This is a genomic window from Candidatus Photobacterium acropomis (genome assembly GCF_030685555.1).
GTDB classification, from domain to species: domain Bacteria; phylum Pseudomonadota; class Gammaproteobacteria; order Enterobacterales; family Vibrionaceae; genus Photobacterium; species Photobacterium lucens.
Window position 1 is genome coordinate 2,708,648 of sequence record NZ_CP131609.1, and the last position, 25,277, is coordinate 2,733,924.

Sequence of the window (25,277 nt, forward strand, 5' to 3'; positions counted from 1 at the left end):
TAGTGACGATTACTTCGCCTCAAACCAAGCTTTCACCGTTTGGTAATCGCCCCTAAATACAATTCGATCCGCTTTTTTACTTAGCTGATAGGTGTACATAGGATCGTAATACTGCTCAAGCAATGGCACTAACCATGCGTCATGCTCAGTCACCGAGCCTGTCGATTGCATCACTTTAACCGCATGTTGCTGAGCGTCTAATATTTCTTGGTAACGCTCTAAACCTAAACGCTTACGAATATTAAACATGCCTTTTTCTAGGTACTCAGCAAATAACAGCCAACCCTGCTCTTCACCGTATTGCGCCACATAATCACGCTGCATAGTGATCACATAATCATCTAATAAACGCACTAAGCGCACATCCATTGGATCATCAATCACAGCAATAGGCGCATCTTTCATCGTAGCTTGCAGTGATAGCGGCACCATTACACGGCCAATACTTTTACCTTCATCTTCATAGATAAATTGGGTAACACCGCGATCTTGTTTTTTCAGCATTTGTACCGCTAAATCATTTTCAAAAGCAATTTGTGTATGCTGTGGTGTTACAAAGCGGCCAAAAGAAGAACCACGGTGATGGGCTGCCCCTTCTAGATCAATACCACAAGTTAACTCGTTAACCATGATGGTCTTACCGCTGCCCGTATTACCCGCAACCACCATTGATGGCTGCTTAGCAACATCTTCAATCGTCTCAATTAAGAAGCGACGCAGTGCTTTATAGCCACCATTGATATAAGGAAAATCAATACCAGCTTCTTTTAACCATTGCTGAGTAATTTGCGAGCGTAATCCACCACGAAAACAATAGAGGTAACCATTAGGATTGGCTTCACAAAACGCTTTCCACTGGGCAACACGTGCCGCTTTTACATCACCATTAACTAATTGGTGACCCAGTTTAATTGCTTCTTGCTGGCCTTTATTTTTATAGCAAGTCCCAACGGCGGCACGCTCATCATTTGTCATTAATGGACGGCTAACCGACGTTGGGAATGCGCCTTGTTCAAATTCAACAGGCGCTCGCATGTCCATTAACGGTGTATCGTTAACAAACAAGCTGCGAAAATCATCGCAATTAGGACGTGGCATTAGCAAACCTCGATAAAGGTATCGCCATCCATCGGCTCTAGTTCACCAATCGCTTCCAGCAAAATATCATATTTCTCAGCAATCGCTTTAAGCTCTGCTTCACAGTCAGGCGTTGCGGCAAGCAGTAAGCCGCCAGAAGTTTGTGGATCGCACAATACCGCTTTTTGCTGCTCGGTCATTGCACCCAGTTTATGACCATAACTCATAAAGTTACGCTCAGTACCACCCGGTACACAACCCTGCTCAATGTAGTTATATACGCCCGGTAAAGTCGGCACTTTATCGAACCATAGTTTTGCTTTTAGGTTGCTACCTTCACAAATTTCAGTAAGGTGACCCATTAAACCAAAGCCTGTTACGTCTGTTAGGGCTTTTACGCCTTCAACGTCTGCAAAATCAGCACCCGGTTTATTTAATTTGCACATCCAATCACGTGCCAATCCTTGGTGCTCATCAGCCAACTTAGATTTCTTCTCAGCGGTTGTTAATACGCCAATACCTAGCGGTTTGGTGATGTAAAGCTTACAACCCGCCTCTGCACTGTTATTACGTTTAACGCGATCGGTATCCACGATACCAGTCACAGCAAGACCGAAAATTGGCTCAGGAGCATCAATAGAGTGACCACCAGCAAGAGAAATACCGGCTTCACGGCAAACAGAACGGCCGCCTTCAATCACTTGTTGTGCGATTTCAGGGGCAAGAATATTCACAGGCCAACCTAAAATTGCAATTGCCATAATAGGTTTACCACCCATGGCATAAACATCACTGATCGCATTGGTTGCGGCAATACGACCGAAATCAAATGGGTTGTCAACGATAGGCATAAAGAAATCAGTGGTACTAATAACAGATGTACCGTTACCTAAATCATACACTGCCGCATCATCTTTACTTTCATTACCGACCAATAGGTTAGGATCTGAAAATGGGGCTAACTGGGTGCGTAAAATGGTGTCGAGAACTTGGGGAGAGATTTTACAACCACATCCGGCACCGTGACTGTATTGGGTTAGGCGAACATTTTCCATGACACGCTCCAAAAAAGGGGAAAGAGTCAGGGATTCTACTCCTGCCCCTGACACCTGTCATCTTTGAAGCGAACATCGTTCGGTTTTTCCGTTGATATAAATCAAAACTTGGCTTAAAAACGAGCAAAACAAACTAAAAAAGGTGATCCTTTTCACGGTATTATTCACCGGATAGGTATCACCTCTTTAAAACTTATCGCTAAAATGTTTGCTGTTTATAGGTATTCAACAAACTTTGTTAGATCACGTTCATGTAATTTCGCTTCACGACAATCGACTGATCCTAGATATAAAAAGCCGACGATCATATCTTCACCTTGCACGCCTAACGCTTCACGTACTACTGGGTGGTAAGCCCATGATCCAGTACGCCAAAAGCCAGAGAAACCTTGTGCAACCGCAGCCATTTGCATCGCTTGTACCGCACAACCTGCCGATAAATGTTGCTCAATCACAGGGACTTTATGCCCTTCCGTCACCTTACTAACAACTGTGATAACCATAGGTGCACGAAACGGTGCTTTAGACGCTTTTTCAATGACAAAATCTTCAAGATCGTCAGCTTTAGCCGCAGAAACCAAAATATCAGCCAAGCGCTGTAATCCCTCACCTTCAGAGACAATAAAACGCCATGGCATTAAACCACCATGATCTGGTGCGCGAAGACCTGCTTTAAAAATATTCTCTAATGTATCGCCACTCGGTGCTGGTGCTGCCAGCTTAGGAATAGAGCGACGATTCAGTAAAAGTGATAACGCGTCCATGGTAACCTCAAATGAAAATAGTTATTGTTTTAATGTATCACGACACACGATTGTAGTCAGTACAACACACGTCTTTAAACGCTAAGAATGATGTAATAACATCGCACTAGCCTCCCAACTCCTCACTCAAACAATCTTATTAACCACAGATAAAACAACTACCAATAAAATAAAAAACAGTCATAAAAACCACATATAAAAACAACAGCCAGTTTTAAAAACCAAAAAACTTAACGAAAGTCACATTTTAAATTGTGAGCAATATCTAATTTGGTTTTTTATACCAATTACAAATAAAAAACCAGTTTGTTTTGTTGTTTTTTAGTTAAAAAATGGTGACACATTCCGCTTTAATTTGTTTAACCTAATAATAATTCCAATAACTAACAACACCTATAAACATAAATATTAAGGCTTAAACTATGATCATTGGTATCCCTAAAGAAATCAAAACCCATGAATATCGTGTAGGTATGATCCCTGCAGCTGTCAAAGAAGTGGTATCTCACGGTCATCGTGTTTATGTCGAAACCAACGCTGGTACAGGCATTGGTTTTAGCGATCAAGACTACATCGATGCAGGCGCACAAATCCTAGCTACCGCAGCTGATGTTTTTGCAGAAGCAGAAATGATTGTAAAAGTAAAAGAGCCTCAAGCAGTTGAGCGTGCAATGCTTCGCGAAGGTCAGATCTTATTTACTTACCTACACCTAGCCCCAGATCCAGAGCAAACGCATGATCTCATTAATAGCAAAGCTGTTTGTATTGCTTACGAAACAGTGACAGATAAAAATGGTCGTCTGCCACTGCTTGCACCAATGTCAGAAGTCGCTGGTCGTATGTCTATTCAAGCAGGTGCATTTGCATTAGAAAAGTCTCGTGGCGGTAGCGGTATCTTACTTGGTGGTGTACCAGGTGTTGAGCCAGCGAAAGTGGTGATTATTGGTGGTGGTGTAGTAGGTGCTAATGCGGCGCAAATGGCGTTAGGCTTACAAGCTGATGTAACGGTAATTGATCGTAATATTGATGTGCTTCGTCAACTTGACGCGCAATTTGCTGGTAAGCTAAAAACAGTTTACTCAACCAATGACTCAATTGAAAAACATGTGCTTGAAGCAGATCTTGTTATCGGTGGTGTTCTGGTCGTCGGTGCGGCAGCGCCAAAACTGGTCACAGCTGAGATGATCAAGAAAATGAAGCCAGGCTCAGCCATTGTGGATGTGGCTATCGACCAAGGCGGCTGTGTAGAAACATCTCATGCAACAACGCATAGCGAGCCTACTTACATTGTTGATGATGTGGTTCACTACTGTGTTGCAAACATGCCGGGGGCGGTTGCTCGTACATCAGCTGTTGCCCTTAACAATGTAACACTGCCTTACATTGTGAACCTTGCTAATAAAGGCTACCAAAAAGCCCTACAGGACGATAAACACCTACTCAATGGTCTAAATGTTTACCGTGGACAAATCACTTGTGAAAGTGTCGCAACCTCACTCAACTTACCTTACGTAAGTGCAGACTCAGTTATCACATCATAAAACACCCCAACGCCCGCTAGCATTGTAAAAAATGCATAGTGGGCGTTTTTATTAAAGCGTATTTATTCCACCTACTTTTCATTGCTCTTTCCTACTGACACTTTCCCATCGTTTCACGCTTCTCTTGAGCTGCATTTCGATATTTAATTTCGAAACATAATCACAAAAAACGAATCATTAATATAAAAAACTAAATTTGTTATTTTTAATGAAATATTTATGAGATCTAAGCAACAAATATACCTTATAGAAATACACCAATAGTTACAAATTTGTTATCATTATGTTCGATATGAAAATACCTATAACAAATACATTAACCCATAAGGTCAATCACATGTCGCTTCCCAATAACGTTGAAATTACCAATACAACAGATCAAAAACTTACCTTAAATAAACACGATAAAACCTGGATTATTAGCCTCTTTGGTACAGCCGTTGGCGCAGGGATATTATTTCTTCCTATCAATATCGGTGCCAGTGGAATGTGGCCATTGATCATCATGGCATTACTCGCAGGTCCCATGACTTTTTTAGCACACCGTGGTTTAGCGAGATTTATTTTGTCGTCAAACAATCCAAAAGCGGAGTTCACAGATGTTGTCGAAGAGCACTTTGGTCATCGCTTCGGTTTTCTGATCTCACTACTTTATTTCTTGTCTATTTTTCCAATATTAATGATCTACGGGGTGGGATTAACCAATACGGTTGAAAGTTATATGGTCAACCAACTGGGGATGGCTGCACCACCACGTATTATGCTATCTGGTATATTAGTGACTGCGATGATTGGCGTCATGATGGCAAGTGAAAAAACCGTCTTACGTGCTTTTGAAGTGATTGTTTACCCGTTAGTCTTTATTTTATTTGGCATCTCACTGTACTTGATCCCCAACTGGCACATGCCTGACTTTTCACAAGTACCAGACGCCAAAGAATTTACCCGAACATTATGGCTCGCTATCCCTACCACAATTTTTGCCTTCAGCCACACCGCTGCCATTTCTAGTTTTTCCGTTGCTCAGAAAAGACACTATGGCAAACAGACAGATAAACGCGTCGATTTCATCTTAAAGCATACTTCGATGATGCTGATCACCTTTGTACTGTTCTTTGTTTTCTCGTGTGCCCTCAGTTTAAGTCCAGAGCAATTAGCCGATGCCAAAGCGCAAAATATTTCTATCTTGTCTTATCTGGCAAACGTCACAGGCAGTGGACTGATCGCCTCTTTCGGCCCGTTTATTGCTTGTATTGCCATTATTTCTTCTTTCTTCGGTCACTTCTTGGGAGGACGAGAAAGTTTAAACGGCATTATTGCCAAACATACCAAACTCCAACCTAAGCTCGTAAATAAGCTGACTATTGCTATTCTCTTTTTCTCGGTTTGGTATGCTGCGGTGAAAAACCCAAGTGTCCTTGGGATCATGGAAACCTTCTCAGGCCCTGTGATTGCGCTGATTTTATTTATTCTGCCGATGTATGCTATTCGCAACGTTGATGCAATGAAGCGCCATCGCGGTAAGATGAGCAATATATTTGTGACTGTTATTGGCTTGATTGCGATATCAGCGATTGTATACAACTTGCTATAAATACAAAAAAACAGCCATTAAATTGGCTGTTTTCTTGAGAGGCTTTAATGGCTTAACCTATTACGCATTTTAAATGCATTTGTTCTAATTCATTAATAAAGCTAATAAAACCTATGACATCAAATAATTACTATGGCAGTTTAGCTGCTGTTTTTAAAAAATTGAGACGGATAAGATAACAATCCACAGTCTAAAAATGCTGTAAAAAACAACGCTTGCTATCAAGATAAACGATCAGTCTTTTAACTCCGCCCATAGCATACTGTCATTTTCTATATGATTCAGTGAAGCCTCATTTTCAATCACCTTCGCTCCGGTAAAAATATAACACATACATGCCGTAGTGATTAATGAAGCACATAAAAACAATAATATTTCAAAAAAGACTGTCATAACGATTTAACTTTACATCCGAGTAAACTTAGAGGTGTACGACATGCTAAATTGATATATTTATTTGTAAAGTCAAAAAATTGACGGTCATCTATAAAATTTATTTTGTTATTATTAATTGCTCACCGTTTTATTATAAGGTACTGATCCAAAGGTTTTTTTTGGTTAAAATTTATCAGTAACGAATTATTACAGCTAAAAAATATGAATAAATTAAACTAATGACTTAATTTATATTTAGACAGCCATTACTCGTTTATTTATAAAGTAAATTCATATTAACCACATAATTATAAAAAACATTATTCATAAAAAAGCCACCACAGAAAAACTGTAGTGGCTTCATAAGTAAATATTTATGCGAATTTTAGCTTTCTAAATAACACGGCTATTGAGCAATACACACGCGACTAGAACAATCTAGTAAGTCAGCCCAAAATAAAACATCTTTTACAATATCCAGTGCCATCATTACTTTAACTAGAGGAGATTTAATGCCTCCTCTTTATCTGTAATTATGTCAGACGGATGTGAATACGATAAAAACTAACGCCCATCAGTGATCATATTCAACGCAACAAGACAAACACTCAGTCTTTTAACTCAGTCCATAACGCGCTATCGCTCTCGATATGATCTGGCGAAGCCTCGCTTTCAATCACTTTTGCTCCCGTAAAGATATAACACACACAAGTCGTCGTGATTATTGACGCAAATAAAAATAATAAAATTACCAAAAGGAGTGTCATAACGATTCAACTTTACATCCAAGTAAACTCAAAAGTGTACTATATGCTAATTTAGTATATTTATTTGTAAAGTTAAATATTTGGCACTTATTTATAAAATGATTTTCCTGCTTATTAACCTACCCAAAGACATCAACAAGGCACTGATATATAAATACTTTATTATTTAATAATAATGGTACCAGATTATTATGATAATAATATCTAAATATATTGACCGAATATCTATATTTATATTTAATTGGATTATTAACTATTATTTATAAATTCAATGCATTTAAAACGAATATTTATCAATATTTTAAAAAAAAAACCACTACAGTAAAACTGTAGTGGTTTATTTATTTCAAATGAATGCCTATTTTATTCAGCGTCTGCATGACCGTAAATGCGATGTTTCGTCACAAAGCCGACTAAGAAACACATCACAAAGACCACTCCGTATAAGCCATTTGCGGTAACCAATGCCGCATGTGCACCAAACTTGTCTACGATTGGACTGGTAACCACAAAGGTCAGCATGGTACCGATAGTGCCGCAAAGCAGAATAAAGTTCACCAATTTCGGTGATGCAGCTTTGGTTTGCTGTGAGCCCAAGGTAATGATCGAAGTGTAAATCGCACTACTAAAGAAGCCCAATGTTGAAATCACGTAAAGCAATGTTTTCGCATCAGTATCTTTGTTGAACCAGTACATTAGTACCGTTGCTAGTGCTGCTAATACCATCACGAAACGCTGCAGGTCAAATTTCTTTAACAGTACACTGAAGATCCACATGCCGATCATGTATGCGCCCCAGAAATAACTCACCAATTGACCGGCATCGGTGATCGACATACCTAAATCTTTAGTCGCGTATTCAGGGATCCAAGAAACAAAACCTAGCTGACCAAGAATGTAGCACAGTGCCGCAATCGCTAAGAACACCACGCCTAATCCCCATTTTTCTTTCTCAGGGATCACTTCAAATTCTTCTTCGTCTTTTTTACCCAGTACAGGGAATTTAGCAATTAACGTCAGAATAAAAATCGCTAAATAGATACCACCGATAGCTACATACACCCAGTACCATTCAAGATGACGTGCTAATACTGCAGCTGAAATCACAGGGAAAATCATCCCCGCCATACTAAAGAACGAGTCAGTAAACAGTAGGCGCGAACCACGTTGCTTACCTTCATAGATATGGGTAATAAGGTATGTACCAATCGACATGGTGATACCACTCACCACACCTAATACAAACATGCAGCCAGAGAAAATCGCCAAGTTATGCCCGAACATTAGCCCTAAAATCGCCAATACCATGAGACAAAAACCAAAGATAAGCTGGCGTTTTAACGGTACAATTTCCATCAACCACACATTGAGGAAAATAGAGATCAAAATACCTGTGTTTAAGAAAGTAAAGGTATTACTCATGCTCGATATTGGTAAGTCGAAATACTTAGCAATATCGCCCATCACAATACCTGTGACGATGATCAGCGAGCCAGTCAACGCATAAGATAAAAAACTGATCCATGTCAGGAGGTTGCGGTTTGTGTTTGTCATAGCAAATCCTGAAAAACGTTCTAGTGAAAAATAATGTAATGAAATGCTACCAATTAGTATTACATTTAATTGTGATTATACTCACAAAGCATCATTCAAGTGATACGTATTAGGATAAAACATCATTAAATTCAGGATTTATTCAGCGAAAAATTAGCAGTAAGAATATTTACTCCTTCACACTTGCCTTTCCCCAATTAATAGAACTGTCATTATTTTCATTTAGTTTTAGCGCATTTCGCGACAACTTAATTCTTATTGGTGACCTATGTTCAAAAAAACACTTCCGAGCGTAATCTTACTTTCTTTAAATGCTTATGCTTTGCCTCAAGATGTTGCAAGCAACTTCAGTCAATTAAATGGCCATATGAAATGGGACAATAAGCAAGAAATCAAACTGGAAGGCAATACCTATCATCCTCAAGGCATGGTCAAGATCGGTGACTACTTTTATATCTCTTCTGTAGAAGTTATAGAGCAACCAACAAAATATTCAAAACCAATACAAGGGTTAGATCGCACGGCGGGGAAAGGCAAAGGGCATTTATTCAAATTTGATAAAACCGGAAAACTGGTTGCTCAGGTAACCTTTGGCGAAGGCGATATTTATCACCCTGGTGGTTTGGATTTTGACGGGAAAAATATTTGGATGCCAGTGGCAGAATACCGCCCTCACAGCCACTCTAATATCTATAAAGTGGATCCTAATTCACTGGAAATCATCAAGCAATTTACGGTTAATGATCATATTGGTGCCCTTTCTTGTGATCCTGAAACAGAAACTCTGTATGGCGGCACTTGGGGCTCACGTGAATCTTACACTTGGCCGTTAAAAGGCAACAAAGCAAACCCACAAAGTACAACAGTAAAAAATACGTCTTACTATATTGATTATCAGGACTGTAAATTTACCAGCGGGCATTTCCTTATCTGCTCTGGTTTAAAGAAATACACAGTTAATGGAAAAGACGAAGTCGCATTTGGTGGATTGGAATTAATCGATACAAGATCAATGACACTTTCACAGCAGATGCCCGTTGACGCATGGATAAAGCCCGACCTTCCTATGACACAAAATCCATTTTGGATTGAGAAAGAACATGAAAGCCTCACGTTCTATTTTGCGCCTGAAGATAATAAAACCTCAATTTACGTCTATAAAGAACACAACAGTTAAGGTTAACAGCCAACAGATCAAACCAAGCGAAGCTTTCGTGCTTCGCTTTTTATCGCACAGATCTCGACTTTACCGCTGTTAACTTTTACTAACTTTAATTACCCTCACCATGACGGATACGCTAAATACCATTCAACCGTTTTTCTCAAACCAGACTCAAAGCTCTCTTGCGGCGTCCAGCCAAGCTCTTGCTCAATTTTCGTAGTATCAATGGCATAGCGTTTATCATGACCTGGGCGAACATCCACATAAACAATCAAGTCACGGTATGTCTTAACCCCTTGTGGCTTATTAGGTACTAAGATCTCCAGTACATCACAGATAGCATGAACAACAGCTATATTGGTTTGTTCATTGTTACCGCCTATATTATACGTCTCACCGACTTTTCCCTTCTCTATTACAGCTACTAACGCTTTCGCATGATCATCAACATACAGCCAGTCACGCACTTGCTGACCGTTGCCATAGATAGGGAGTGCTTTCCCTGCTAAGGCATTTAGGATCACCACTGGTATTAGTTTTTCAGGGTACTGATACGGGCCATAATTATTTGAACAATTAGTCACAATGACAGGCAAGCCATAAGTGCGGTGCCACGCCCTGACTAAATGATCGCTCGATGCTTTCGATGCAGAATAAGGGCTCGAGGGTTGATACGGTGAGGTTTCAGTAAACGGCTTCGCTTGTGGTGAAAGATCGCCATAAACTTCATCGGTTGATACGTGAATAAACCGAAACTGCTGACGACGACTATCAGAAAGCGCAGAAAAATAGTGTCTTGCCACGTCCAGTAACACGTACGTTCCAATCACGTTAGTTTCAATAAATGCCGCAGGCCCATCAATCGAGCGGTCCACATGACTTTCAGCAGCCAAATGCATCACAGCATCTGGCTGATACTGAGAAAAAACACGCTCAATCTCAATACGGTTAGTGATATCTACCTGTTCAAAACTGTACCTGTCATCATCACTGACACATTCTAGTGACGCTAAATTGCCAGCATACGTTAGCTTGTCGATGTTCATCACTTGATGAGGTGTATTTTGTATCAAGTGGCGAATAACCGCTGAGCCAATGAACCCAGCACCACCTGTTATTAGGATTTTCACTACAATGAACCTTATTTTTTAAACACGCCATTGTAACGTTTAATCACTAACAGTAAGAGAAAATATACTGTTGTACTTAATTATTGATTGTAGTTAATAAAATTTAAAACGAGTAGCCTTAATTGATAACTTTAGCCCAAAACAAAAACAACCCGATATTATTAAGCACTAGTAATCAAGAGCTAATATCGGGCTGTTTTATTTTATAAGTAAATTAACTTACTGCTTTATTCAGCACTGTGACATTACTGGCTGTTACATTCCAAACAATGTCGCAAATACCATCTGTAGGCACAAACCCCGTTGGGGCTTCAAGTAATAGCTCTCTTACAACATCATGTTGGAATTCATGACATGCTGTATCTAATCGCTGTAACAACGGTTCTAATTTGCTCCATGGCAAATAGATTTCATCTGCTGTCATGATACGTTGATGACGTGTTTTAGCTACGTTATCTCCAATCAGTAACTCTTCATACAACTTTTCACCAGGACGAAGACCCGTATATTGGATCTCAATATCACCATTCGGATTATTATCATCTTTTACTTCTAAGCCAGATAAATTAATCAATTTACCTGCAAGCTCAGCGATTTTTACAGGCTCACCCATATCAAGAACAAAAACATCACCACCTTTACCCATGGCTCCCGCTTGAATAACAAGCTGTGCTGCTTCAGGAATAGTCATAAAGTAACGGATAATATCTTTATCGGTAACAGTAACAGGCCCACCTTCTTTTATTTGGCGTTTAAACAATGGAATAACAGAGCCTGAAGAGCCCAATACATTACCAAATCGCACCATACAAAAACGTGTTGAAGAACGTTGCTCAGCTAGCGCTTGTAAAGCAAGTTCAGCCATTCGTTTTGTTGTTCCCATAACGTTGGTAGGACGTACCGCTTTATCTGTAGAGATTAAAACGAACGTTTCTACTCCTGAAGCAATCGCCGCTTGTGCCGTATAAAGCGTACCAAATACATTATTGCGCACGCCTTCTATCACATTGAATTCAACCATTGGCACATGTTTATAGGCTGCTGCATGGTATAACGTTTGAACTTGAAACGCCTCCATGACCACTTGCAAACGATTTTCGCGCTGAACACTGCCCAATAAAGGATAAACCTCAACGTTCAATCCTTCTTTCTTTACTGTCTCAACTAGCTCTTTTTCAATGGAATATAAGCTATATTCAGATACTTCAAATAACAGTAACTTGATAGGCTTTTGCTTAATGATTTGACGACATAACTCAGAGCCGATTGAACCGCCCGCCCCTGTTACCATCACCACTTTATTTAAAATATTCGCAGTGAGTAACTCAGTATCAGGCTCGACAGGATCACGTCCTAATAAATCCTCAATGGGCACATCACGTAATTCATCAATCTTTGCTTTACCAGATAAGATGTCTTCAACGTCAGGAACGGTTTGTACCTCTACCGATAATGGCTCTAAATGCTGAAGTACTTCTTTACGCTCAGAGCGACTCGCACTCGGCAACGCTAATAACACTTTTGATATATTATATTTTTTGATTGCAGACGAAATATTTTCAGAATGAAAAACACGCAATCCCATAATATTAGTATTTAGTAAGGTATCATCACGATCAACAAACGCCATTGGTTTGTATTCTTTACTGTTACGCAAAGTAAAACACAATTGTCGCCCTGTCGTTCCTGCACCATAAATAATGGTATTTTGACGCTCAGATTTTGCAATATTTCGATTAGCGATATAGTTTCTCATGATCAAACGAGAACCACCGGCTAATAATGCTAAAAATGTTGCAAAGATAACAGGAACCGTTCTTGGCACTAAATCATCAATATAAAAACGTAAACCATAAAAAGACAACATTGATATTAGAGCACCAAGACTTACAACCAGTAATGCTTGAAAGGTTAAGTACCTTAATATTGCCCTATATAAACCTAGCTGAGAAAATGCAAATATCGTTACAAATATTAAAGGAATTAATCCTTTCCATATTTCAACTGAATAAATTGCATCTACATTATCTAATCTGACAAAAAACGATAGAAAATATGCGACACCTATAAATATAGCATCGCATAAACAACTTATAATACGTTTTTTAGGTCGAGATAATGAAAGTATTTTGTTCATTACCTTCATATATATACCTATATTTATTATTTTATAAGAGATGTATTACTTTTGTGCAGAAATTAAAACACTTTTAATGACATTACTCATTTTATTTATTTCTATTTCAGTCAATGTTGGGTGAACCAAAAACATTAAACTATTTTCACCTAGCTCTACAGCATTCTTTAATCTTTCTTTTGGCCGCCACGGCGTATTATCAAATGCTTTTTCTAAATAAACTTCTGAGCAACTTCCTTGAAAGGCTGGTACACCTTGCTCATTAATTGCATCAATGATTTTATCACGACTCCAACCTGCTTTTAGATTTTCAGGTTGAACGAACAAATAATGTTTATACTCAGCATGCTCTATATAACTTGGCACTTCCACTCGACGAACAACATTTAAATCAGCCACAGCGTCATCAATTGCTTTACCATTCGCTTGACGTTTTGCCGTCCAATCAGCCATTTTGGTTAATTGAATTCGCCCAATGACCGCTTGCATTTCAAGCATACGCCAGTTGGTTCCAAAGCTTTCATGTAGCCAACGAAAACCAGGCGCATGCTCACGATAATAAATAGCATCATAACTCTTACCATGATCTTTATAAGACCACATCGCATTCCACAACGCTTTATCATTGGTCGTGACCATGCCACCTTCACCGCCTGTAGTCATGATCTTATCTTGGCAGAAAGACCATGCGCCAACATGCCCAATTGTGCCGACAGAGCGCCCTTTATATTTTGCGCCATGTGCTTGTGCACAGTCTTCAATCACATATAGATTATGCTGATTTGCATATTCCATAATATCGTCCATTTCAGCAGGCATACCAGCTAAGTGAACGACAATAATAGCTTTCGTTTTCGAGGTTATTACCGCTTGAATAGTTTCTACCGTGATATTTTGGCTGTTTAAATCTATATCGGCAAAAACAGGATTTGCTCCAGCCGTAACAATACTTGAAGCAGATGCTAAAAATGTACGAGAAGTAACAATAACATCATCTCCCGCACCAATATTCATTGCTTTTAATGCAACATCTAATGCTAACGTGCCGTTACTTAATGCAACCGCATATTCACACCCCACCCAAGCCGCAAACTCTTTTTCAAATTCACGGCATTCATTACCAGTCCAATAATTTACTTTATTCGATAAAAGGGTACGACTAATTGCCTCGGCTTCTTGTTCAGTAAAAGAAGGCCAAGGGGAAAATGAAGTATTTAACATGATATTTCCCTATGAATTAAATTGGTTTTGCAGGTGAACCAACAACCTTTTGAAAAGAAGAGATTGAATGAATAACTGTTGAACCAGCACCAACAATAACGTCATCACCGATTTCTATTAATTGAATGATATTGGCGCCAATACCAACCCATGAACGAGAACCTATTTTAATGCCACCTGCTAAATTTGCACCGGGACTAATATGAACACCATCAGCAAGATAACAATCGTGATCAACAGTAGATGCGGTATTAATAATGCAAGCTTTACCTATTTTACAAAATGGATTAATTACCGCATTCGCCATTACTACAGAGCCTAACTCTAGCGTTGCTGAATTACTGATCACTGCACTTGGGTGAATTAATGAAACTAATTTTGCATTGCGCTGCTCAAGTTGTTGCTGCTTTTGAAGTCTAATGTTGTTATTTCCAATGCCAACAATTACCCCATCATAACTATCCAAACATTCAAAAAGAGTTTCTGTATTCCCTACAACAGACCAATGTTCAATTTTAGTTAACTGTGGCCAACGGTCATCAAAAAAATCAACGATATCCCAATTTGTTATTGAGGCTATATCAGCTAAAACCTTGCCATGACCACTGGCTCCTAATATAGCAAGCCTAGCCATTTTCACTTCCTTTAAAAGGCTCGATAGTGACGTGGCCGTCTGCAGATATGCCTTCCTTTACGAAGACCTTTTTTACCGTCATGACAAGAATCTTAATATCTAGCCATAATGTTTTGTTATCTACGTACCAAACATCTAAGGCAAACTTTTCTTCCCAACTGATCGCGTTTCGGCCATTGATTTGGGCCCAGCCCGTTATACCAGGACGAACATCATGCCGTCTTGATTGTTCTTTGCTATATAGCGGTAGGTATTGCATGAGTAACGGACGAGGCCCAACTAAGCTCATTTCCCCTTTTAACACATTCCATAGCTCTGGAAGTTCATCTAAGCTGCTGTTTCTTAACTTATCGCCAAAATGAGTCATGCGCTCAGAATCAGGTAATGGATTGCCTTGTTGATCCACCGCATCCTTCATTGTCCGAAACTTCACCATTTCAAAAGGCTTTCCGTTTAAGCCCGGACGCGTTTGACGGAACAGTACCGGAGAACCAAGATTTTTACGAATATTCCAAGCGACTAATGCCATGATAGGAGATAACAGAATGAGCGCGATAAGAGACGCGAGAAAATCAAACAGTCTTTTCATTTTTCACCTCTGATGCATGGCGATCTGTCGCATTACCCTCTTCTGCATTAACGCCAATCACCCAATCAACCCATTTATCAGCCAATAGCGCGCGGTCAAACTGACTCTCTGCAAGTTGGCGTGCATTGGAACCCATCAAGGTAAGGGCTTCTTTTTGATTGGCAGCTTTTTCTAACGCATCAGCGAAAGCAATCGGGTCGTCTGGCTGAACCGCGAATCCACATTGCGTTTGCTCAATCATTCCTGCTAACCAACCTGGGTAATTGTTAATAACTGGTAGACCCGCAGAAATATAATCGAAGAACTTATTAGGCGATGTGCCGTAATAAAAGGCAGGTATATTCGCCAGTACTTGCATGCCAACGTCTGCACTTGCCATCAAACCAGATAACTTTTGCTTATTTACCGGAGGGTGAAACACAACATTGCTCAATTTGAGCTCTTTCGCCCTTCTCTCCAGTTCAGGTTTTAATTTACCTTGCCCGACTAAGGCTAGCTTAATGTCCTTTCGACCACGTTTCTGTAGCTCCACTGCCGTATTTAAAACCGCATCTAGGCCATTTGCCATTCCATGGGTTCCAGTGAAAATCGCCATCAGATCTGTTTCTTTCACGCCTTCCGGGCGCCAAGGCTCACTTGGTTGACTAAAGATAGACAAATCACAACCATTTGGCACCATGGCTATTTTACTTTCGTCCACACCGCGCTTTTTAATGCCTTCAACAATGCCCGGAGATAAGCCAATACAACGATGCGCACTTCGGTAAGATGCCCACTCTAAAAACGACATCAAGCTAAGAATAACTGGGTTTTTAATTACCCCCATTTCTTTGGGCAGTTCTGGCCATAAATCTCTCACTTCAAAAACAAATGGCTTGCCGCGTAACCAACGAGCAAAGATACCCGGGATACCAGCTGTCAGGGGTGTTGTGGTTGCAAACAACACATCGTATTTTTCAGTAAAGGCAAGGCCAATACTTTTTAAGGCAAACTTAATAAACGTCATACTGCGTTTAATAAAACCATCTGAGTTTGAGTAAGCCAAATCAAACTCTATGATTCGAATGCCATCGACGATACCTTCACGCTTGCCAGAAACAAAGGTCGAATCTAAACCCGTCTCTCCACCACCGTAGGTGCCACAGACCATAGTCACATGATGTCCATGATGAATTAAGCGCTTAGCCATTCCATAGGAACGGATCCCTGTTGAACCTTTCGGTGTAGAAAAGTGTTGATGAAAATAAAGAATATTCATGAATGAAATTGATACTCTGTTGTAATTTTGCCATCTGACGAAATCTCCACCTCAAGAACAGGGATAGAGCTTTCTTGGTAGTAATAACGAGATTCTCTGCCTTCTACGATCTCTAGGCGATCAATCTTTACATCACTATTGATCAAGATACTGTGATTTCCATTGGTCACTTTTTGTTCCTGAACTTGCCAATTATCAGGGTTTAGCCGCCAACGAAGAACAGCTTTATTTTTAACGCCTTGTACTTTGTCTGTTACCTTCAAAGACGTTTCCGTAAGGGAGACTTCTCTATGATGTTCGCCTCCCAAATAATCCCGGTAACCCGCTTGTCCAGTTAGTTGGTTTTCGTCAAAATTGACGTTCTTTGCTTTTAGCCAACTGCCCAGCAAAAAACGGCTAATTCTTGGCATTTGCTCGTGTCCATCAAATTGGATGGTATTATGACTTTGTGTACCACCGTAGTAATCGATATAGCCTTGGCCTGCGTTGTAGCTGAACGTGCCACCATCGCGTAACAGATTGACCCCATCACGCCATAAATCCACATGGAGCGCATCATTTTGAGCGGGCCTAAATCGAAACTTGGGATAGTTAAATAAAGCAAATGCTCCCGATTGATTTCTTAGGCCAATATAGCCACCTTGATCAAAATGAAACGATGCTGGAGTTTGTAAGTTTTTTTGCGGTTTTCGTAACTGCAACAATGCAAGGGCTTCATCATAATCCCCATCTTCCTGCCATGCGCATGCTTGAAGGAACACGACAGAAGCAAGCTGAACAGATGGACGAAAATCTCGATAGTCGGTATCCGTTAACTGCAATAAGCGAGCACCATCGTTATGACCTAAGTTCGGCGCATCACCTGTTGATGTGTCGATTAACTGATAAAGCCACTGCGTTGCCAGACTTACCCTTTTTGTCAGCTCTTTTGAAAATGGGGCAAGATCTAGTTCTCGACGCCAAAGCTCGGCCATTGAGTAAGTGTCTAGCATTACCCTGTGATAGTTCACCGAATACTGACTAAAGGTTCCATCTCTAGCAATAAGATGCTTGGCTCGGTTTTCTAACCATTTTCTCCCCAACTTTTGCCAACGATTCCCGCTTTTATCGCCATTAGCAACTAACCAACTGCCACCAATAAACAAAGCAGCAGCCTCAGATGTGCCATGGTTATTATCTTGCGCAACCGCGTAGGAGATCGTCGGTGCTATTCTTTGAAGGTGTGCTTTTATTAGCGCCAAAAGTGTAGGTTCAGTTTTACGAACTTGACTAAGCAGTTTAGCGGAGAACGCTAAGTGCATAACGCGTATTGACGCTTCTTGCCCGCACTTCCAATTAGGGCCAAGATAAGGAGCATTCTGCTCCAGCCAACTTTTTGCAGTAGCGTTGAGTTGATCTAAAGCTGACTCACGACCAGAAAGATGCTCTCGTGCTAATCCCAAAGCCCAATCAAATCTTGACGCCTCCCAAATACCTTTAATATCACCAACATTTGAATCAAAATCAGATAGTTTGAACCAAGGCTTACTCATATCTGAAAAGCGATGTTTGGTTAGTACACTGTTATCCCATTTAAGTTCTTTTACAGACAATTGTGGCAACCAACCAAATGGAGCTACCTTATATGGCTTAATGCATTTCAATTGCCTTGAGCAAGTAGCAGGACGGAACAAAAGCCCCGAAATCGGGGCTTGAGAAAGGCGCTTAACTGGGTTGAGTCCGCTTCGAACACCAAGTTGATAACTTGCGACTCGAGCTAAGTTTAAAAGCCCTAAGTCGATGGCTGTTTGCGCTTTTAATTTAAAACTCATCTTATTTTTACAACTTATCGCTGTTTACGTAGCTGCTCTGCGATTTCAATCGTAACTCTTGCCACTTCGAACAATTCTCGCGCCGGAATTGGAGACTCTTTACCAGTTTCAATCGCATTAAGGAAAGCCGCCGCACAATCGGTTTGTCCTTTGTCTTGCTTCCATAAATTCATTTTGCTGAAACCTGGCCAGCCGAATGCCTTTAACTTACGGAAATTATCAAGTTGAAGAACACGCCCTGCGGCAAAGACTTCTACACGCTCTTTAGGGAAGTTCGCTGCGCCGTTGGCTAGGTAATGAATAGTACCGAATGAGCCATCAGCAAAGCCGAGAATAATAGCCGCTTTATCCTCGGTAACATCAACACCATCAACATCACCCATGCGACGGCACTGTACAGAAACAATTTCTGAATCCGCTAAGAAACGCATCAGATCGATGAAATGGCATGCCTCACCAATGATTCGACCGCCGCCAACTTCATTATCTTGCGTCCAGTGATCTGCTGGGATCGCGCCAGCATTCATCGTCATCATAAAGCTTTTAGGTTCTTTCACTGACGACAGTAGCTCTTTCATTTTTTGCACTTGAGGCGAAAAACGGCGGTTAAAGCCAACCATTAACTTTGGCGCTGAAGCAATAGAGGCTTTCGAGTAATAGGTCGCTTCCACTTCCGCAAGCTCTTCTAGCGTGACGGCTAAAGGCTTTTCTACAAATACATTTTTACCTGCATTGAGCGCTTCAGAAACAAAATGAGCATGGCTGTTATGGCGCGTAACGATTGCAACTGTGTTAATTTCTGAGTCAGAAATCATGGCGCTTGTATCTGTGGTCGTTTTAGCAAAACCTGCTTTTTCACCATGAGTTACGCCGTTAATACCACCAGAAGTAGCAATAGTATGTAATTGAGCACCACCAGCCTTAAACGCAGGGATCAGCATTCGAGACGCATAGTTACCAGCACCGACAAAACCAACGACAGGCTTAGATGCCTCGAACGTTGCTTCATTGTTAAGCGTAACGGATTTCTCATGGCGAGTACTGGAGTCACTCTGGTATTGAAGCAAAATTCCAAGAGCAGACTTGTCAGACGTCAGGAGCTCGTATGCTTGAGCTGCGTCTTCAAATTTGAATCGGTGAGTAATAAGAGGCTTAACGTCCACTTGGCCTGAAGACATCATATCTAAGATGGCTTCAAAGTTACGCTGTTCAGTCCAACGAACAAAAGCATATGGATAGTCATTACCATTGTCCTCGTAGTCTGCATCGTAGCGACCAGGGCCATAAGAACAAGAAACTTGGAATGTCAGTTCTTTCTCATAAAAGTCTGCGCGATTAAGCTCTAACCCAGTAACACCTACAAGAATAATACGCCCACGTTTACGGCTCATTCGTGCCGCTTGTGTTACTGGATCATTAGATTTCGTTGACGCCGTGATAATTACACCATCAACACCCTTGCCGCGACAAAAAGCCATACCCGCAGCGACAGGATCTTCACCTTTACCTGGGTTACAAACTTGGGCACCAAACTGCTTAGCCAATTCCAGTTTCGCCTCGTCATAATCAATGGCTAGTACACGACAGCCTTGAGCACGCAGTAATTGAACAGTCAGTAAGCCGATTAAACCAACACCAGTCACGACAAATGCTTCACCCAGTGTAGGTTCTGCTAAACGGATACCTTGTAAACCAATACTAGCCACAACAGTGAATGATGCTTCTTCATCAGATACATTGTCTGGAATCAAAGCGCACAAATTTTTAGGCACGCGGACGACATCGGCATGGGGACCGTTAGAAACAACACGATCACCCTCTTTAAAACCGCTAACACCCTTACCTACAGAATTAACAACACCAACATTACAGTAACCGAGGGGTAATGGTTGCGCCAATTTAGATTGAACCGCCTCTAGAGTAGTCATCAAGCCATCTGTTTGGACTTTTTCCAATACCATTTTTACTTTGTCAGGCTGCTGGCGCGCTTTATCCAGCAGACTTGCTTTACCAAAATCGACCAGCATGCGTTCTGTACCAGCAGAAATTAAAGAAATGCTAGTATCAATTAGTAGGTTACCAGTTGAAGCTTTTGGGGCAGGTGCTTCAACTAAGTTAGAGCCACCTTTAGCCATATCTTGTAGTATTTGTTTCATTATTACAACCTATTAACAACTGCTTTAAACTTTCCTGTAGAGCTTCTCTCTATCGAAGCCACGTATTCAAAATCAATCTTCATATTCTTATCTATATACTCTTGAAATGAAGAAATGATTTTTTTCTCAAATATAGACTTTTCAAATAAACGAGAAGGTACACATTTAATAATCAAACTTCCAAGCTGCTCTTGTATCACTTGCGCTTCAGTTACTTCATGCGTATTTTTAAAGAGATAATCCAAACGCATAATTTTTCTTCCGTCAGACGTTATGATGTAGTCGTCCTTTCGACCATCCACATGAAAAATTACTCGTGATTCCCGTCCACAGCTACATTTAAATCCATCTGGAGCGAATGTCGCTATATCTCCAGTATCGTAACGCAAAAGAGGGAAAGTACTATTTTCTAAGGTAGTACCTATCAACCGTCCAGTTTTTGAACCATCTTCATTTTTTTCAAAGTCAATAAGCTCAATATATGAAAATTCAAAATCTTCATGATACATACCCTGCTCACATCGAGAAAAATTACAATTAGCTTCGGTTAACCCATACTGATCGGTAAGCACAGGTTTAGGACCAAGCCACGAAGATATTTCATGACGTTGATAATCTAAAACATTTTCTGCTCCAAAAAATACCACTTCAGGAACGCTAGACTCTTCTATTTTCAAACCAAACCTACGTGCTGTATCTGCGAGCTGAAATATAATACTTGGATAACCACTGTAAAACTTGGGATTTATAGTATTTAGAAATTTCACTAAGCCATGAATATTGTCATCATTAATACTTTGCATACAAATCAAGTACTGATTTTGTGCTGCATTATAGCGCCAAACCTTTCTTGATTTTCGATTAGGAGGAAGAAGTGGTTTTCCTGTAAAATTTACACTAACGTCGTTTAATTTAACCCCAAACCTAGCTCTATGCCTAAACCAAACCGCCCATTGGTAACTAGTTAAGTTACCATCTCGAATGACAGAAAGACACTTACCAGTTGTACCACTCGTTTTAACAACCTTACCTTTTCCTTTATAATCACTTACTACGTTTATTAATTCACTTTTTGTCATAACATTTATTTTTTGTAGCACCGAGAAAGGGTCATTTTCAATGTTTTCAAAACTAACGTCATTTAAACAGCGATAAATATTTAATTTTTTTGCTATTCTTAGGCTATTCGACAATTTAATACGTTGATTATCAACAATCTTCTCTTTTGAAAAATATTCACTCTCACAAAGACTAATTAGATTACTCTGAAACCCCCGACCAAACCTGTTTTTTTTCTCCAAATATCCATAAACCGAACACATGATATTTTGAAAAAAAATTGGTGAATTATCATATAAGAATTTAATCATACTGGTTACTCAATTAGAAAATTTAGAAGAATTTGAAATATAGATTACACAAAGTAATACAAAACAATAATTAATCACATAGTAAGGCTGTGTTAGAGGACTGTTTACTAATAATTGTATAAATAACTGACCAACAATACACACAAAAGAAAACAACCGAATTGTTATTCCACGGTACACTACTTTGTAATAAATAAAGTAACCAACACTAGTTAAGACAAGTAAGTAGACAACTGTAGAAATTAAACCTAAACGAAAAACCAGATCAAGGAAAAAATTATGGAAACTATATGCCCCACCTCCAAAACCAAACAGAAATCCAGTTAAATCACTTGATATAATATCTATTGCTTTAGAATATATCTCAAATCGTCCTCCCGTAAACGTGTTACTCACAAAAGAGTCCGATATTCTTTCTAAGCTAGGTGTTAGCCGAACCAAAGCACTAGCTATCATTAAAAAAAACAAAATTTGGAAAAAATTAATCACCCAATTATCTATTTTCTTTTTACTTTTCAAGAACCACGGAGATATAAACAAAAAAACAAATATAACCCACCCCATTTCTATAAATACTGATTTTCTTGCAGACAAAAGCATTAAAAAACAAACAACAAACAATGAAAAGACAGTAAATAGTCTACTAAGTCCTTTGACTACACCACTAAAATACAAAAATATAAACAATGTAAAATAAAGAGATAACACTGCTGGGTATGAAACTAGCGATTGATAAATGGAAGTTCCAAAAAACATTGGAAACTCTAATGAACTAACTTCAAATAATTCTTCTGAAAACAAAAGCAAACTTAGCAAATGTAACGTTGTAAATATAGAAAAAGAAAATATCCCGATAAAGAAAAAAGTCCTGTTTTTATATTCATCCTTAAATAAGGATAGTAGCAAAAAAAACAGTATTGGTAAAACTAGTTGTAATAACCTAACAAAGCTTAACTCTGAGATAAATATACCATTTAAAAAGAGAAAAATAACTCCGACAAAAATAAAATATCTTACATTACCAGATAATACATGCTGATAACTGCTACTTTTTAAAATAGACAACAGGTAAAACAAGACCATTAATAAACAAAAAGCAAACAATCCAATCGGTATCGGAAACTTAGTTTCATGTCCAAATGGATACTCGGAGTACACAAAATTAAAAGTCACCAAATCAAAAAACAAAGGAATCGGTATCAATATCGCCAGTAAAGAAATAAAACGCATTATATTATCCAAACTATTTCATTTTATAAATACAATCATAGTGAAAAATATAATCGTCGATATTATTTTCAACTTCAACCTTATCAAACCCATAGTTTAATGAATAACAAACTTTATCAAACAAATCTTCAACATTTGGGTAGCAAAAAGTTTGAACACCTTTATATCTAGGAACAACATCACTAGCAATAACATCTACCCCATACATCATAGCTTCTTTCATAGATATCGCATTTGCATCGGTTGATGTAGGTCTAATTAGCAAGTCACTTTTTGAAATAATTTCCCATCCATTTATAGTATTATCTGATAGCAAAACGACATTATCTAAATTTGAAAACAAACCATTTAAATAATCTCTATTATTTATATCAGCTATCATAACTATAAACTTACAATCAATATTTTCTTCAGTTAGCCTTTTTGCCAATTTTGAGATAATATGAAGGCCATAAAGATCGCTTTTATGAGATATCAAATGTACATTATAAGCATTGACACATATTACTGGAATGTTACTTTCAAAGAGCTTATCTAAATTTTTTGGAATACCTTTCTCTCCTTCTTTAAGAGGAGGTAGAAAAGCATCAACACATACCACATTAGTAGTATCCCCTTTAAATAATTTTACTTGATGTACTAAGTGTTCACCACCAACAAAAATTCGATCTATCTTTTTAAAACAAAGCCTAATAATAAATCCTAATAGTTTCTTTTCCTTTAATCTATTTATGTAACCTTCACCGTGTATTGTAAATACAAGTTTGAATTTATTTTTAAAAATAGAATTAACTAAAACCAAATATATCAAACCAAAGTAATTAGCACCTTGATAATGGACTATATCTGAATCAAACCCTTTGATTAAGTGATTTATCATCCATTTAATCATATTATTGACGTAAACAACATTATCATCTTTGTGATCTACATTATTAATCGACGTAAATTTGGCATCAATATTTCTCTTTCTTAACCACATAAATAGTCTTTCATTATGAACCGTGACCCCTCCTTTAGGAGGAGGAAGCTTCCCAATAATATTAACTCGCACACGTACTCCTTTTGAACCCACTAATTTTGTACAATAAAATAAAAAATACAATTATAGAAAATAATGAAACCATATAATTAGAGCTAACAATGCCGACAGTTTTTAATAAGCTAAGCTTACAAAAACCAATGAAAGAGAAAGTAACTAGTGGAACTTTCATTAGCCCACCTTGTATATATACCGTACAGACAACCATTAACATGTAGACAGAGAACACAAGAAAAAATATTGATAAAACGTCATAAAAATTAAAGAATGGTACCTTCAATACAACTAATACAGAAGGGAATGTATAATTAAATAAAGAAATAAAAGATAATGTGCCGATAAAGGCTATTAACGAAGGAATTATTATATGTATGTAATTTATTTTACATTGGTTACGGATCGACTTGCGTATTTTATCAAAATTATAGCCAAAAAGACCAAAAATAGCGAAGAATACAGAAAGATAAAACAAATACGAAACAGAGCGAGACAATGGTTTTATATCATCAATAAATAGCCTATCCATGTTAAGAACTAAGGACGATAATAAAAAGTAAAATAGCATCCCTATAGACTCTTTGTATTTTGTTAAAAAATCATACAGATTAAAAACGAACCTTTCACGCCTGAGCATCCCTACATTATACAAATAAAACAAAGAAAAATATGCCAATACACTGGCACTCAATCTATCTGCAAGACTTAATCTATCAAAAAACATTACAACAGATAAGATGCTTAAAAACTCAATCAAGTAAAGTAAAGTCAATTTTATTTGAGCTATTTTTATTGAACTTTCAATACAGCAAG

The 25,277-nt window shown here is 38.8% G+C and carries 18 protein-coding genes; 3 read left to right on the forward strand and 15 right to left on the reverse strand.

Annotated features, from left to right (window positions below):
* Positions 1–9 precede the first annotated feature (9 nt).
* The 3 genes from mnmH to Q7657_RS19230 all read right to left on the reverse strand — a co-directional run bounded on the left by mnmH (position 10) and on the right by Q7657_RS19230 (position 2,896).
* Positions 10–1,098: a tRNA 2-selenouridine(34) synthase MnmH gene (gene mnmH / locus Q7657_RS19220; RefSeq protein WP_107165414.1), complete on the reverse strand. Its 1,089-nt coding sequence runs from the start codon at positions 1,096–1,098 to the stop codon at positions 10–12.
* The gene (selD, locus tag Q7657_RS19225; protein ID WP_107165415.1) at positions 1,098–2,132 is read right to left on the reverse strand and encodes a selenide, water dikinase SelD; all 1,035 of its coding nucleotides are present in this window, start codon (positions 2,130–2,132) and stop codon (positions 1,098–1,100) included. The genes mnmH and selD overlap by 1 nt, the downstream gene beginning before the upstream one ends.
* A 215-nt stretch (positions 2,133–2,347) precedes the next feature.
* Entirely contained in the window at positions 2,348–2,896 is a 549-nt protein-coding gene (locus Q7657_RS19230; RefSeq protein ID WP_053987007.1) for an NAD(P)H nitroreductase, read from the reverse strand.
* 422 nt (positions 2,897–3,318) lie between these two features.
* Here Q7657_RS19230 and ald point away from each other — a divergent pair, with 422 nt between their 5' ends.
* Both ald and Q7657_RS19240 read left to right on the forward strand, forming a co-directional pair.
* Positions 3,319–4,437 carry an alanine dehydrogenase gene (ald, locus tag Q7657_RS19235; protein ID WP_107165416.1) on the forward strand — a complete coding sequence of 373 codons (1,119 nt, stop codon included), beginning with the start codon at positions 3,319–3,321 and terminating at the stop codon, positions 4,435–4,437.
* Between the two features lie 337 nt (positions 4,438–4,774).
* Positions 4,775–6,031 carry an SLC5/6 family protein gene (locus Q7657_RS19240; protein WP_107165417.1) on the forward strand — a complete coding sequence of 419 codons (1,257 nt, stop codon included), beginning with the start codon at positions 4,775–4,777 and terminating at the stop codon, positions 6,029–6,031.
* A gap of 1,505 nt (positions 6,032–7,536) precedes the next feature.
* On the opposite strand, the gene tsgA is transcribed toward Q7657_RS19240, so the two are convergent.
* Positions 7,537–8,727, reverse strand: coding sequence for an MFS transporter TsgA (gene tsgA, locus Q7657_RS19245; protein ID WP_053987010.1), 1,191 nt, complete (start codon positions 8,725–8,727; stop codon positions 7,537–7,539).
* A gap of 268 nt (positions 8,728–8,995) precedes the next feature.
* Between tsgA and Q7657_RS19250 the strand changes: the two genes are divergently transcribed.
* Positions 8,996–9,904 carry a DUF6454 family protein gene (locus Q7657_RS19250; protein WP_107165418.1) on the forward strand — a complete coding sequence of 303 codons (909 nt, stop codon included), beginning with the start codon at positions 8,996–8,998 and terminating at the stop codon, positions 9,902–9,904.
* A gap of 104 nt (positions 9,905–10,008) precedes the next feature.
* On the opposite strand, the gene rfbB is transcribed toward Q7657_RS19250, so the two are convergent.
* The 11 genes from rfbB to Q7657_RS19305 form a co-directional block, all read right to left on the reverse strand.
* Complete coding sequence (rfbB, locus tag Q7657_RS19255; RefSeq protein WP_107165419.1) at positions 10,009–11,019, reverse strand: dTDP-glucose 4,6-dehydratase; 1,011 nt, start codon at positions 11,017–11,019, stop codon at positions 10,009–10,011.
* 214 nt (positions 11,020–11,233) lie between these two features.
* Complete coding sequence (locus Q7657_RS19260) at positions 11,234–13,165, reverse strand: polysaccharide biosynthesis protein (RefSeq protein ID WP_107165420.1); 1,932 nt, start codon at positions 13,163–13,165, stop codon at positions 11,234–11,236.
* Between the two features lie 36 nt (positions 13,166–13,201).
* Positions 13,202–14,377 (reverse strand): DegT/DnrJ/EryC1/StrS family aminotransferase, encoded by a 1,176-nt coding sequence (locus Q7657_RS19265; protein ID WP_107165421.1) that lies wholly within the window; start codon positions 14,375–14,377, stop codon positions 13,202–13,204.
* 16 nt (positions 14,378–14,393) lie between these two features.
* Positions 14,394–15,011, reverse strand: a complete 618-nt coding sequence (locus Q7657_RS19270; protein WP_107165422.1) for an acetyltransferase — start codon at positions 15,009–15,011, stop codon at positions 14,394–14,396.
* Positions 15,004–15,600: a sugar transferase gene (locus tag Q7657_RS19275; RefSeq protein WP_107165423.1), complete on the reverse strand. Its 597-nt coding sequence runs from the start codon at positions 15,598–15,600 to the stop codon at positions 15,004–15,006. Before Q7657_RS19275 ends, Q7657_RS19270 begins: the two co-directional genes overlap by 8 nt.
* Positions 15,584–16,858, reverse strand: coding sequence for a glycosyltransferase family 4 protein (locus Q7657_RS19280; RefSeq protein WP_107165424.1), 1,275 nt, complete (start codon positions 16,856–16,858; stop codon positions 15,584–15,586). Before Q7657_RS19280 ends, Q7657_RS19275 begins: the two co-directional genes overlap by 17 nt.
* On the reverse strand, positions 16,855–18,669 hold the full coding sequence (locus Q7657_RS19285; protein ID WP_107165425.1) for a heparinase II/III family protein: 1,815 nt from the start codon (positions 18,667–18,669) through the stop codon (positions 16,855–16,857). The genes Q7657_RS19280 and Q7657_RS19285 overlap by 4 nt, the downstream gene beginning before the upstream one ends.
* A 14-nt stretch (positions 18,670–18,683) precedes the next feature.
* Entirely contained in the window at positions 18,684–20,825 is a 2,142-nt protein-coding gene (locus Q7657_RS19290) for a bi-domain-containing oxidoreductase (RefSeq protein ID WP_107165426.1), read from the reverse strand.
* Between the two features lie 2 nt (positions 20,826–20,827).
* Positions 20,828–22,195: a phenylacetate--CoA ligase family protein gene (locus Q7657_RS19295; RefSeq protein WP_107165427.1), complete on the reverse strand. Its 1,368-nt coding sequence runs from the start codon at positions 22,193–22,195 to the stop codon at positions 20,828–20,830.
* Positions 22,196–22,204: 9 nt separating this feature from the next.
* Positions 22,205–23,425 carry an O-antigen ligase family protein gene (locus tag Q7657_RS19300; RefSeq protein WP_107165428.1) on the reverse strand — a complete coding sequence of 407 codons (1,221 nt, stop codon included), beginning with the start codon at positions 23,423–23,425 and terminating at the stop codon, positions 22,205–22,207.
* A gap of 13 nt (positions 23,426–23,438) precedes the next feature.
* Positions 23,439–24,479 (reverse strand): glycosyltransferase family protein, encoded by a 1,041-nt coding sequence (locus tag Q7657_RS19305; RefSeq protein ID WP_107165429.1) that lies wholly within the window; start codon positions 24,477–24,479, stop codon positions 23,439–23,441.
* Between the last annotated feature and the right edge of the window lie 798 nt (positions 24,480–25,277).